Annotated in this window: 11 protein-coding genes and 1 pseudogene; 6 read left to right on the top strand and 6 right to left on the bottom strand. The window is 67.8% G+C overall.

From position 1 onward, the window contains the following. Position 1 precedes the first annotated feature (1 nt). Positions 2-358, top strand: a complete 357-nt coding sequence (locus MMF94_RS33485) for an arsenate reductase ArsC (protein ID WP_241041504.1) — start codon at positions 2-4, stop codon at positions 356-358. 16 nt (positions 359-374) lie between these two features. Here MMF94_RS33485 and MMF94_RS33480 read toward each other — a convergent pair whose 3' ends face one another. Both MMF94_RS33480 and MMF94_RS33475 read right to left on the bottom strand, forming a co-directional pair. Continuing rightward, entirely contained in the window at positions 375-1,541 is a 1,167-nt protein-coding gene (locus tag MMF94_RS33480) for an MFS transporter (RefSeq protein ID WP_241041446.1), read from the bottom strand. Positions 1,542-1,634: 93 nt separating this feature from the next. Further along, positions 1,635-3,143 (bottom strand): FAD-binding oxidoreductase, encoded by a 1,509-nt coding sequence (locus MMF94_RS33475; protein WP_241041445.1) that lies wholly within the window; start codon positions 3,141-3,143, stop codon positions 1,635-1,637. 234 nt (positions 3,144-3,377) lie between these two features. On the opposite strand from MMF94_RS33475, the gene MMF94_RS33470 reads away from it, so the two are divergent. Further along, positions 3,378-4,103, top strand: a complete 726-nt coding sequence (locus tag MMF94_RS33470) for an ankyrin repeat domain-containing protein (RefSeq protein WP_241041444.1) — start codon at positions 3,378-3,380, stop codon at positions 4,101-4,103. An 85-nt stretch (positions 4,104-4,188) separates the two neighbouring features. Here the strand turns inward: MMF94_RS33470 and MMF94_RS33465 are convergent, their stop codons facing one another. Further along, positions 4,189-5,412, bottom strand: a complete 1,224-nt coding sequence (locus tag MMF94_RS33465; RefSeq protein WP_241041443.1) for a glycosyltransferase — start codon at positions 5,410-5,412, stop codon at positions 4,189-4,191. 943 nt (positions 5,413-6,355) lie between these two features. On the opposite strand from MMF94_RS33465, the gene MMF94_RS33460 reads away from it, so the two are divergent. Continuing rightward, positions 6,356-7,252: a maleylpyruvate isomerase family mycothiol-dependent enzyme gene (locus MMF94_RS33460; RefSeq protein WP_338104389.1), complete on the top strand. Its 897-nt coding sequence runs from the start codon at positions 6,356-6,358 to the stop codon at positions 7,250-7,252. 39 nt (positions 7,253-7,291) lie between these two features. Here the strand turns inward: MMF94_RS33460 and MMF94_RS33455 are convergent, their stop codons facing one another. Further along, entirely contained in the window at positions 7,292-7,885 is a 594-nt protein-coding gene (locus MMF94_RS33455) for a TetR/AcrR family transcriptional regulator (RefSeq protein WP_241041442.1), read from the bottom strand. 97 nt (positions 7,886-7,982) lie between these two features. On the opposite strand from MMF94_RS33455, the gene MMF94_RS33450 reads away from it, so the two are divergent. Beyond that, positions 7,983-8,933 (top strand): MBL fold metallo-hydrolase, encoded by a 951-nt coding sequence (locus tag MMF94_RS33450; protein WP_277398875.1) that lies wholly within the window; start codon positions 7,983-7,985, stop codon positions 8,931-8,933. A 241-nt stretch (positions 8,934-9,174) separates the two neighbouring features. Here the strand turns inward: MMF94_RS33450 and MMF94_RS33445 are convergent, their stop codons facing one another. Beyond that, on the bottom strand, positions 9,175-9,552 hold the full coding sequence (locus MMF94_RS33445) for an SMI1/KNR4 family protein (protein WP_241041440.1): 378 nt from the start codon (positions 9,550-9,552) through the stop codon (positions 9,175-9,177). 366 nt (positions 9,553-9,918) lie between these two features. On the opposite strand from MMF94_RS33445, the gene MMF94_RS33440 reads away from it, so the two are divergent. Continuing rightward, positions 9,919-10,233, top strand: coding sequence for a tyrosine-type recombinase/integrase (locus MMF94_RS33440; RefSeq protein ID WP_241041439.1), 315 nt, complete (start codon positions 9,919-9,921; stop codon positions 10,231-10,233). 327 nt (positions 10,234-10,560) lie between these two features. Then, a pseudogene (locus MMF94_RS43855) lies at positions 10,561-10,650 on the top strand (IS5/IS1182 family transposase); the annotation flags it as partial. Here the strand turns inward: MMF94_RS43855 and MMF94_RS33435 are convergent. Continuing rightward, a complete protein-coding gene (locus MMF94_RS33435; RefSeq protein ID WP_379660611.1) occupies positions 10,620-12,224 on the bottom strand; it encodes an AMP-binding protein in 1,605 nt (534 codons plus the stop codon). The pseudogene MMF94_RS43855 and the gene MMF94_RS33435 overlap by 31 nt on opposite strands. Positions 12,225-12,498: the final 274 nt, after the last annotated feature.

Below are 12,498 nucleotides of genomic sequence, written 5' to 3'. Positions count from 1 at the left end.
GATGGCCGCCGCCCTGTTGCACCATCACGCTCGCGGCAGCGTCACCGTCCGCTCGGCGGGCTCGGCACCCGCCGACACCATCAACCCGGCCGTTCGCCAGGTCATGGCCGAGATCGGCATCGACCTGTCCCGCGAGCAGCCCAAGCTCCTCACCAGCGACGCCGTCCAGGCCTGCGACGTCGTCATCTCCATGGGCTGCGGCGACGCCTGCCCGATCTTCCCCGGCAAGCGCTACCTCGACTGGCAACTCCCAGATCCCGCAGGCAAGAGCCCCGACGAGATCCGTCCCATCCGCGACGACATCGACACCAGAGTCCGCGCCCTGCTGGCCGAGCTCGTCCCGGACCCGACGGTCTAGCGGCACGTCCCGACCGTCATGTCGTCCCCTCCCCGGGGCCGGCAGGCTGCCCGCCGGCGCCGTGGACGAGCCTGGCGTAGGTCGCCACGCACGCCCAGGCCAGCACGGCAATGACGATGAAGGACCGGTACACGCCGTCGAAGCCGATCTGAGCGGCGAACGTGGCCGCGGCGACGGGCGCCAGGAGGCCTGCGATGCCCCATCCGGTGAAGACCACGCCGTAGGTACTCCCGAACTGTTCGCTGGGGACCACGTCCGCGGTGGCGGCCGGGATGAGCGTGGAGGTCGCGCCGTACTGCGTCCCCAGGAGGAACAGGGCGACGAGCGCGATCGGGCCACTCACGCCCACCGCCAAGGGGAGACACGCGAGAAGGAGCAGGGCGGAGTTGCCGTGCAGCGCTGTGGACCGTCCCACCCGGTCCGACAGGGGTCCCGCGACGAGCCGACCGACGAAGTTGCCGACGTTGAGCAGCGTCACCGCGAGCGCCACTGCGCTCGGTGTCCCGGCCAGGTTCCCGGCCTGCGCGAAAGCGGCAAGAGCAGGTGCGCTACTCAGTGCGAACACCAGCCAGAGGACAGCGACAGGCCTGCTCAGGCGGGTGATGCGGGTCCGGCGCCGCGATTGCCGCGGGCTGGGCGCACGGCCGGGGACGAGAGCAGCAGCGGCGATGAGGACGCCGCCGAGCACCGCGGCCAGCACGACGAAGGTCCCGCTGTGTCCGACCGCGACAAGCAGGACGGCGGCCACCGGAGCGAGGACTGCCGTGCCGACCGCGTAGGCGCTGACCACGAGGCCGAGCGCCAGGCCACGTCCGGATTGCACGGTGCCGGCAACGCGGACGGCGGTGGCATACCCGAGCCCGGTCGCGGCGCCGAGCAGGACGCCGAAGGCAAGAATCAGTATCGGTAGCGATGTCGCGGCGGCGCTGCCCAGCAGGCCGAGAACTGTGCCGAGGGCGGTGATCAGGGCCAGCCGCCGGGGCGAGACCAAGTCGGCCACCCGCCCGCCGACCAGGACCCCGACCATGAAGGCCGCCAAGCCGACCGAGAAGACACTGGCCAACTGGGCATCGCCGACGCCGAGGTCCCGACGCAGTGACCCGGTGAAGACGTCCCAGGCGAACAGCGGGCTCACGGCCAGGTCGAGCAACACCGCGCCGGCGAGCGCGCGCCACTTACTCACCGCGGATCTGCCGGACGTGTTGACTGGAGTGGGAGCAGCTGAGAATGAACCAGCAGTCCACGGTGCGCCAAGGGTCTCAGTTGCGGTCGGTCCTCAGAACGCGGGCGGGATGCTCTGCTCGTACTGGAAGACGTTCCGAGGATCGTACTTCGCCTTGATCTCGCGCAGCCGGTCGAAGTTGGCACCCCAATATGCGGTCGCCCAGTCCTGCATTCCGACGTTCGGGACGTTGACGTAGGCGCCGTTCACGTAGGGCCGCAGCGCCTGGCTGAATTCGGCGATCCATGCCTGGGCCTGCGGGGTCAGTGCGTCGCCGCTGCCCGGTACGCCGCGGGTGCCCCAACCGGCGCCCGGCTCGGAGTAGAACAGAGCGTCGCGGTGGGGGAACGACGTGTCGCCACGAGGGCTCTGCCTGACCGCTCCGCCGAAGGCCTGGGTGAAGAAGTTGCTGTCGTCGGTGGGCGCGTCCCGCATGAACGAGCCGATGATGGTGATCGCCTCGTCCGGGAACGGTTTCTGAGTGAACTGCGAGAAGAATTTCCAGTTCGCGGGTTCGTTCTCGGTCGGGATCTGAAATCCCGAATACACCTCACCCCAGTTGGCGACCTTCACCGAGACATCGGGGTTGCCGATCGAGAGGATCGGGGCCAGCAGCTTCTCCGCCTCCGCCTTCGTCCCCTCCGCGAGGACCGCGAACAACAGGGTCTGGTTCCGGTGGATCTCGAGCTGGGTACCCAAGCGGTTGTCGGCTACCGGCGCCGTGCGCTGCCAGGTGTCGAAGACCCGGTGCAGGTCCCCCATGCCGTCCCACGTCGCTTGCAGGTAGGCGACGCTCTGGAGCGGAGCCACCTCGTAGGTGAGTGATGTGACGATGCCGAAGTTGCCGTTTCCCGCGCCACGCAGAGCCCACAACAGGTCGGAATTCTGCTCCAGGCCCGCCTTGACCACCCCGGCGCAGGCGGCGCCTTCCGCCACGACGACCTCGGCCCCGACCAGACCATCGCAGGCCATACCGAGGTACCTCGTGAGGAAGCCGAAGCCGCCGCCGAGCGTCGCTCCGGCCAGGCCCACACTGCCCTCCGTGCCGGTCGTCACCGCAAGGTTCTTCTCGGCGAGAGTGGTCACCGCTTCCAGCTGGTTGAGCCCGGCGCCGACCGTCACCGTTCGAGCGAGGGTGTCGATGTGCACCGACTTCAGCTCGCTGACATCGATCACGATGCCGTTGTCCACGTTCGACCAGCCTTCAAGGCTGTGGCCGCCGCTGCGCACCCGCAGCGCGACGTCATGCTGCCGCGCCCAGGTCAGGGCGTTCACCACGTCCTGGGTGTTCTGGGCGTAGACGATGACCAGCGGGTAGTGAACGAACAGTTCGTCCCAGCCCAGGCTCGCCTCGGCGTAGTCGGGGTCGTTGCGACGGACGATGCGGCCGGTCAGCTCCGCCGGTGAGCACGTCACGCTCTCAGACTCCCTGCTCACATCGCTCGTGCCCGGCGACTCGACGACCGTGATGCCCGAGGCGACGACCGCACCGGCGCCGACCACCGCACCGGCGCCGGCAACCGCCGTCGCCTTGAGCAATCCGCGACGCGAAAAGCCATCCATGATCCGTTTCCTCTCGTCCGCCTGCGGGCGCGAATCTCTCCGGTGGCGATTCAGGGGAATCGGAAAGTAGCAAGGGTGACCATGGTGGACAGTCCCGACACGCTTGCAACCACGGTCTGATGCCGCGGAGTGCGGGGGCTTGCGCTGGGGATTCCACCTCCGAAACCCTTACAGCATGCTGGATCTTGTCCGGTATCGCGATGACCGAATCCCCGCCAGCGATTGTGAGTAGCCGTGTCTGCGACACTCAGCCCTGATCACCCGCTCGCCGTCGCCGCTGTCGACGCGATCCGCACCGGAGCCCTCGACACGCTGACCAAGCTTCTCGCCGAGAACCCCGGCCTGGCCACCGCACGCCTGGGCGACGACCGCGAGGCGCGCTCTCTGCTGCATGTGCTGACCGACTGGCCCGGCCACTTCCCCGGCAGCGCCGCCACCGTTGCCGCTCTCGTCGATGCCGGGGCGGACGTCAACGCCCGCTTCGTCGGCCCCGACGCCGAGACACCGTTGCATTGGGCCGCGAGCTGTGACGACGTGGAGGTCCTTGATGCCCTCCTCGATGCCGGCGCCGAGATCGATGCCGACGGTGCGGTCATCGCCGACGGCACGCCGCTGACTGACGCCACCGCTTTCGGCCAGTGGAGCGCCGCCCGGCGACTGATCGAACGCGGGGCGCACAGCGGGCTCTGGGAATCTGCCGCACTCGGCCTGCTGGACCGCGTCGAAGCCTGCTTCGGCACGTACCCGGCGCCGACCACGGAGGAGATCACGGGCGCCTTCTGGGGCGCCTGTCATGGCGGCCATCGCGGCACCGCCGAATACCTGCTGTCCCGCGGCGCAGACCTCAACTGGGTCGGATGGAACGAGCTCACCCCACTAGACGCCGCCGTCCGCCATGGCGCCACCGACCTCGCCGACTGGCTTCGCGCCCTCGGTGGCCGCTCCTCGCTGCGTCGATGATGATCGTGTTTCTGTGAAGCACATCCGCACCACGGCCGATGTGCTACATCGCAGGACCATCGACACCCTCAGCTACGAACACGAGCTACCACGTGTCCCAGGACGTCGGCTGCGACAGACCGAGCAGCCGGTGTTCGATCATGTTGGCCCCGTGCTCCGCTCCGCCGGTGGCCGCAAACCCGGCAGCGACGCGGCGGGCTCCGTCGGTCATCGCCATTGCCTGCCGAACCTTGTCACGTAGGCGGGTCGCAGTGAGGTTCTTGGCCGGCAGCCGAGTGCCGCATCCCGCCACCTCCACGCGCCGGGCGACCTCGAACTGATCGCGCCCCTGCGGCACCACACATACCGGAACGCCCCGGGCCAAGGCCTTTTGCGTCGTGCCCATTCCGCCATGGGTAACGGCGCACGCCGCGCGGTCCAGCACCACGCTGTGCGGCACGAACTCACAGACGGTCGCGTTCGCCGGCGCTGCGATCTCGGCCGGCACCCCGGCCGGGAATGTCGCCACGACGTGGACGGGCTCGTCGGCCAGCGCGCTGAGCGCGAGGAGCGCCATATCCGTGTCGCCATGGAACTCCGAGGACGTCGACACCAGCACGATCGGCCGGTCGATAGCGGCGAGCCATTCCGGCACCGCCTTCGGCGCGGGGTCGAAGGCGCACGCGCCGATCAGCTGTATCGAGTCATCCCAATCCGGATGCGGATAGTCGAACGGCTGTGCGGTGGCGACGAGCTTCAGTGGTGGCCGCAGCATGAAATCATCCACCGAACCGGCACGCGGCACCCCGGCCTGCGCGCAAATGCGGTTGAGCGGACCCAGCATCGCCTTGTTGAACGCGCCGCTCACCCTCGTTCGAACAACCGCGTCCCTGATCCGGCCGACCATGCCGGGCCGCGGCCGCAGCCCGGGCCCCCACGGCGGCACCCCTCGTGATCGGAGGTACGGGAGAAAGGCATAGAACGTCACCCAGGGCAGCCCACTGGCTTCCGCCACCGCGGCCGCACCCCAGCAGTTCGCGTCGACGATCACGACGTCGGGTGACACATTGGCGATCGCGTTGCGCAGGTCATCCACTTCGTACTCGGCGCGCGTAGCGAACACGTCCAATGCCCGCCGGAGGGCGGCCTTGGGGTTCGTGGCCTTCCAGTCGTCCAACGGCGTGGCCTCGATGCGGGGATCGACGGCCTCGGTGGCGAAACCCATCTCGCGGCCGATCTCCACGCCGGCGGCAAGGGTGCGCAGTGCGATGTCGTGACGCCGGTCGCGAAGCTCTGCCAGCAGGACGCTCGTGGGGAACAGGTGACCCATCGCGGGTGTCTGGTAGGTAAGTATTTTTGCCACTTCTAACCTTTCTCAACGAGGCCTTCTCACTCGCGGCGAGGCCGACCTCCCCCACCCGCATCGCGCGGAAAGCGGGCAACTGGGGGCATCTCACCGTCGGCCGCGATCATGTCGTGGACGAAGGTCGGCGCGGCCACGAAGTGAGTGGCGCCAATCCGGACCAACCCTTCGTCGACACGGAACCCCTTGATCACCGGCGCCTCCGGTGTCGCGTTCCGCCACCGGCACAAGTCGGATATCGGATCCGATTCGCCTCACAATCCGGCGCCGCGGAACCTCCGCGCTGCAACGTCGCGGGATCGAACCGATTCGATACACAAGGCTGGACCCCAGATCGCGCCTACCTCGGGCTAGTTTACAGCACTGTGATGTAACGAAATCTGTCCTGGTGGCCCCCTGATGCCGATTCTTACTTTCCGCAGCTTCTGCGTGACCTGCGCCAAGGATCACGAGTGCGACCGCGGTCGAGGCCCCTTCGACGCGTTGCCGGGTCGACCGACCGGCCCGGTCAGCGGCCGAGCGCGAGCGCGCCGCACGAGGGATCCGGCTCGGCCATCTACCCCTTGGCCGTCCGATCTGTGCCGCGTGGCGGCTACTGCAACACGCTACGTTCCGACCACTTGATCAACCCGACAAGCCGGAGCGACTGAGTCTGGGCCTGCTCACCCGGCGACAGCCGAGGCCCCGAGTTCCTTCGGGGGCAAGACGCCATCCTCGCCCGCACCGTCGGCCAAAGGAGATCGTCCGACGAGCTCCCTGCCCGCCAGCGCGTGACCGCTCGTACTCGTCCTCCGACCGGCCCGAGACAAAGCCGGCGATTCGAGCTCCCGTGATCGACCGAAATGCAAACGGGCGACCAGGCCGTGTGCACTCCCGCGGACAGCCGAGCGACAAGCTCCGACAGGAGGGCATGCTGCGTGCCGAGGCCCTCGGCATCGACAAGGTCCGTCGCGTCACGGACATCGAGGTCGAGGCCACTATCTTGGGCGTCGGCGGTCTCATGGAGAGCACATTCGAGAAGTCGCTCCGCGAGCAATGGGATCGCAGCGCGGGGTTCATGGACAAGTGGCCCGCCGATGACAAGGCCGACCGACTGACAGGTCCGGGCAGAGCCAGAGGCGTCGAGGACGAGGCGTTGTCGGGATGCCGATGCCCGTTACCGTCCCCGCCCGTGGCTGCATCCACTGACACAATGAGCCTTGCCCGTGCGGAACGGGCGGACCTGGCCGACTTCCTCGCCACACTCACCCCCGATCAGTGGGATGCGCCCTCGCTCTGCGATGGATGGCGCGTGCGCGATGTCGTGGCCCACATGTTCAGCTTCGACGAACTCAGCCTCGGGGGGCTCGTCGGCCGCTTCGTCCGCGGCGGATTCGTCATAGCGAGAGTCAATGCCGTCGGAGTCGCCGCCCATACCGAGCACAGCGTTGACGAGCTGCTCGCACTGGTCACGAGATGCCGGCAACCCCGAGGACTCACAGCCGGCTTCGGAGGCAAGATCGCGCTCACCGACGCCACCATCCACCATCAGGACATCCGCCGCCCGCTCGGTCTTCCACGCGAGATCCCGCCAGATCGACTACGTGTAGTCCTCGACTTTGCGCGTACCGCACCGACCATCGGTGCATCGAAGCGAATCCGCGGGCTCACGCTGGTCGCCACCGACCTCGACTGGACCGCTGGTGACGGCCCGGCTGTCGAAGGACCCGCGGAGTCGCTGCTGATGGCTATCGCCGGACGCCCCGGAATCGCGACCGAGCTGAACGGCGCCGGTCAACCGACGCTCGCCGAACGCCTCGGGAAGTAGTGCGCCCGACTGCTGCCCTACCGGCTCGAGGCTGTGGATCTACCGTCGCTCGACAGCGAGCAACTGGTGGGCTGCGGCCACCAGGAAGGCACGGTGCCGTGCGCGCTGTTCGGCTGCTGCCGGATTGTCACCCAGGATCATCTCGGCGAGTTGCGGAACGTAGATCGTCCATTCGGCTAGGCCGATGAGCAGCATCAGTACTCGTTCAGCGGGTAACTCGTCGTTGATATGGCCGGCCCGCTGGGCAGCGGCCACAGCCTCGACCTTCTTCGCGTAACCCGAGGCGCGCTGCGCGAAGTTCGGTGCCTGCCGGGGAGCGAACCAGAGGGCTTCCCACTGCACCAACCGGACGAGCCACGGGTGGCCGGCACAATAGTCGAAAAGATCTCCGACGTATTCGGCTACATTATCGGGTCGCAGTTCCACCGCATTCGCGAGCTTCTCGAGCTCACTCGCCAGGACGATAGTGAAAAGCGTGGTCTTGTCGCCGAACTGTTCGTAGAGTGCGCGCTTGTTGGCGCTGGCACGACTGGCGATCCGCTCGACTCGAGCACCGGCGATGCCGAAGTTGGCGAACTCCTCGACGGCGGCCGCCAGGATGCGGCGCCGGGTGTCGGAAGCATCGCGTGGCATCGCGACCAGTATTGCACCCCCATACCGTAGCGAACCGAACGGTTCGGTACGCTTGCGATCCGCGGAGACCAGAGTCGGCACTACCTCTAGGAGTGTTGTGGCAGGACGTTCTCAACTTTCTCGGCGCGGCCTGATCGCGAGCGCCGCGGGAGCCGCCGCCGCTGTGGCAGTCGCCGGCTGCGCGCAACCCGGTGCGGTAGCTCGACCAGCCCCGCCGATCCCCGGGAGTGGCCTCACGTTGCGGTGGTTCGGCAACAATTCGTGGGAGTTGACCGCCGGCGAGATCGTCGTACTGGTCGACCCTTGGCTCACCCGGTTCCACACCGGCACCTACACGCAGGCCGGGTCCGACCCGACGACTCCCATCACCGTTGACACGGCGCTGCTGGACAGATACGTCACCAAGGCCGACGCCGTCGTCGTCACGCATGGGCATTTCGATCACCTGCCCGACGTGCCGCACATCGCGGCCCGGACCGGTGCAACGGTGTTCGGCAACGAATCACACTGCAACATGCTGCGCGCGCTGGGCGCACCGGCCGCGCAGCTCAACGAGGTGCGCGGCGGCGAGCGGATCGACTACTCCGGATACCGCATCGACGTGGTGCCCTCGCTGCACTCGATGGTCGGCCCTCGGGCGCAGGTGCCGTTCCCCGGCAGCCGGCTGGGTGCGGCGCCACCGAGGCCGCGCACGATCGCCGACCTGGTGGAGGGCGGCACGCTGGCCTACGAGATCACCATGGGTGGTCGCACGGTGTTGGCCCTGGGTGGGTCCAACTACCTGGATCGAGAGCTGGCGGGGCGGCGCCCCGACGCCGTGCTGCTCCCGGTCGGCGGCGGCTCGGTGCCGGACTACGTGCCCCGCCTGCTCGAACTGCTCGATCATCCGGCCACCGTGCTGGCTACCCACTGGGACGACTTCGACCAGCCGCTGGAGAAACCGGCTGTGGACACCGGCGCCCTGGAGAAGTTACGCGCGGCGGTCGCCGAGGCCAGTCCGTCGGCGAGGTTCGTTCAGCTCGATCACCTGCAACGTCACACTCTCTGACCTCGCCTGGCAGGTGTCGGCATTGCGGTGGCACCGGAACACTCACGGACGCGCGTCCATGCGTCGCCCGGTCAGTCGCGTGGCCGGATAGCGGGCCACGCCGGCCGCGACCGGGCCGGAGGTAGAAGGAGTCCCGCAACGCCCTGAACTGCCGAGCAGTGTCAGGGCGTGTCGTCGTGCGATGGCCCGGATCACCTGTTCGCTCCCACCACGACGGGGCAGCTGGAGAATTACGCCCACTTCATTGCCGTTTTACTCTGGTCCAGGCCAGCTCGCCTGCTCGAATCGACGGCTTGTACCTGCTACCAGCGACCATAGAGTTGGCCTCCAGCGCAACCGCAACAGCGTCCAGCAGAAACGTCAGACTTGGCCAAGTGTGGGCATTGTAGTCGGAATCGACCTTGTCTATCTCGATCAGATTTCCGTTGCGGTCACCACGCCTCCTATCGACAACAAGTGTCGACCCACTCTGATCTTCTGCTATCGGAAGCCACGGCGTGACGAAACGGCCAGCTGGAACTCCTGCAGCTGCAATCCCGAGATCGCGATACCCCGGGGCCGAGTCTGCTGCGACCTGCGCGTAGTAGACGTCCTGCTCCCGACCGACGATCCCGCTCACACGTCCCCGACATCATTTTCGGATCAAGAGCGTCCGGCGCATGATCGTTAGTGGGGTCGGCGTGCGGGTCGGCCACCGGTTGCGCGGCGCGTAATGGGCAACCTGCACCGACATGGGGATGGAATCGTGAACGCCTACAGGGCGATCTCTGCCATGACCCCACTCATGGGGAAGGCATTGCGTGCGTTCGTACCCACCGCCGAGGAACTTGACCGTGGCACGCAGTACGTCGTCGACAGGACGTTGCTTCCCTACGCGTCGAACGTGAGGTACAGGAACAGCTAAGCGAAGGCTGGCCCGACGAGACTCGCGCGGCCCTGGGACGATCCTGCTTGATCGCCGTCTGGACGGGGGGAGCGGGGCGCGATGCCGCGCCGCGGAAACTTCGGCCGGGCGACGAAGTGGCCGGAGACCGTGGTGAAGGCCGGTCTCCCGGCCGGCTTCCACTTCCATGACCTCCGGCACACAGGCAACCAGCTCGCCGCCAACTCCGGTGCCACCACCCGAGAACTCGTGCACCGCATGGGCCACGGCTCGATGCGAGCGGCCCTGATCTACCAACACGCAAGTACCAAGCGGGACCGCCGTATCGCGCAGGAGATGGCCACGATGGTCGAGCGTGAACGCTGGACGATGGAGGGCGACGACCACGTCCACGAGGAAGGCACCGAAGCCAGCTAATCGCACAGAGCCATCCGGCGCCCACTTTCATGATCGGGAGTGGGCGCCGTAGTAGCTGGTAGACAGCGTGGAGCGGGCGACGGGAATCGAACCCGCGTAGCCAGTTTGGAAGGCCGTGCCCGATCGTGTGTATGGCCGTCCGCCCGGGACCAGAGCCCGGCTGCGCTGCCCCTGAGTGACCGTGTCGTACCGAGGCTAATCGCACGCTAATCGCACGCCGTCCGGCTCGAGACACCACGCGTAAACTTTCAACTGGGAGCGGCCGGGCTGAACGCCCACCCTGCATGCGCCCGGGTGCGTGAGGGCCTGCAGGCGCCGCGGACAGCCCGGCGCCTGCCCGCGAAGCTGCATGCTGACAAGGGCTATGACTTCCCCCGCTGCCGTACCTACCTGGCCTCGCCGGCGATACAGGCACGCAGCCGGGCCTTCTCCACTTTTCCCATGTGGTTGCGCGGCAACGCCTCGACCCGCTCCACCCGGGTCGGCCAGTACCACTCCGTCATGCCGAGACCGGACAGGTAGGAGCGCACGTCGCTCAGGCTGACCGGCGCAGTGCTCACCAGCACCGCGCACCCTTCGAGGTCGTTCCGGTGCCCGACGACCGCGACGTCGGTGATGTCGGGATGCGCGCGCAGCGCGTCCTCCACGTCGGCAACTGGGATCATGAACGCGCCGCCGATCCGATCCGAGGCCCGTCCAACCAGCCGATAGCCGCTCCGGCCGTCCGGGACGGCCAGGTCCCCGGTGTCGTACCAGCCCTCGTCGTGCTCGGCCAGCACCCGCAGCGTCCCGCTGTCGCGTCCCACGGTGCCCAGGCACACCGAGCCGCCCCGGATCATGAGCCGGCCTGGGTTCTCCGCGTTGACCGGCCCGTCCGCAACCATCGGGCGTAGCTCGGCCTCTGTGCCGACGCCGGGGCGGCCGATACTGCGGGCAGCCCAGTCCGGCGGGTCCTCGGGACCGGTCAGGATGAGTCCGCCCTCGGTCATCCCCCACTGATTCAGCAGCGGCAAGCCCAGCACCTCGGCCGTTTCCGTCACCAGCTCGGGCGAGATCGCGGCGCCCGTCGCGGTGAGCTCGCGCAGCTGAGGCAGCCGGATGCCGTCCTCGCGCACGGCGGCGAGCAGCTCGCTCAGGAACGAGGGCACCAGTACCAGCTGCTCGATGCCGGTCTCGGTCAGCAGCCTGACGACGCGGCGGGCCTCCCAGCGCTCGACCAGCAATGTGGCGCCACCGGTGGTCAACGACAGCGAGGCGGACCACAGTGCGAGCCCATGCATCAATGACTGGGGTGTGTACCGACGCAACTTCGCACGGTCACCGGGCAGCTTGGGCGCCATGTCGGCGTACAGGGTGTTCAGGGTGTGCAGTATCCCCTTGGGTTCACCGGTGGTGCCGGAGGTGAACAGCACCAGCGCCACCGCGTCGGGATCCGTCGCACCGGTGGCCAGGTCAGGGTGCGGTTGCTCCTGGAAGAACTGGACGAAGTCGATCTCGTCGTCGTTGACCACGTCGCCGAGCACCACCCGGTGGCGCAGCGCTGGCAGCCGAGGCGCCATCTCGGCCACCGTGGCGGCGTGCTCGTAGCCCTCCCAGCGGTCGATGGTGATGAACATGCCGGCCCCCAGCCTGGCTAGCATCCGCTCCAGCTCCCGGCCCCGAACGGTGGTCATCACCGATGCCAACACCGCGCTCCGACGCCAGCAGGCCAGTGCCAGCGCCAGCGCCTGCCACCAGTTGGGCAGCTGAGTGGACACCACGTCACCCGCACCGACGCCCAGCTCCGCCAGCGCGGCCGCGAACCGCTCGACCCAGCCGGCCAGCTCCCGGTAGGTCAGCGTTACCAGCCCGTCCCGAAACGCCAGGACCGCCGGAGCATCGGGAGTCTGTTCGGCCCATCGAAAGACGTCCTCCACCACAGTGTCCGCGCGCCACACTCCCAATGCGCGGTACCGCTGAATTTCCTCCTCCGACGGCCGAACCGAAAACATCATCCACGACCCCGCAAATCGGGATTCTCCACCATCTCCGACCTTCTTCCAGTAGCAGGTGCGGGCTCGCTCTGCCCGCGGTTCCGGCACGCACCGCGCTGGTCAGGACGGTCGGTGTCGACCCTGGGCCTCAACTCGCCGCTGAATGTAAAGCTTATCCTCATGACAGCCTCGCATCGGTGCATCCCGAAACCTTTCCCGCCGCGATACTCGCTCCACCGCAGGCTGATACCGCCCAGTCAGAAACAGTTCACCAACAACCGCTGACACCCCG

This window comes from Pseudonocardia alaniniphila (genome assembly GCF_022524485.1).
Classification (GTDB): domain Bacteria; phylum Actinomycetota; class Actinomycetes; order Mycobacteriales; family Pseudonocardiaceae; genus Pseudonocardia; species Pseudonocardia alaniniphila.
Note: the sequence above shows the minus strand (reverse complement) of the source record. Positions and strands in the feature narration are given on the sequence as shown.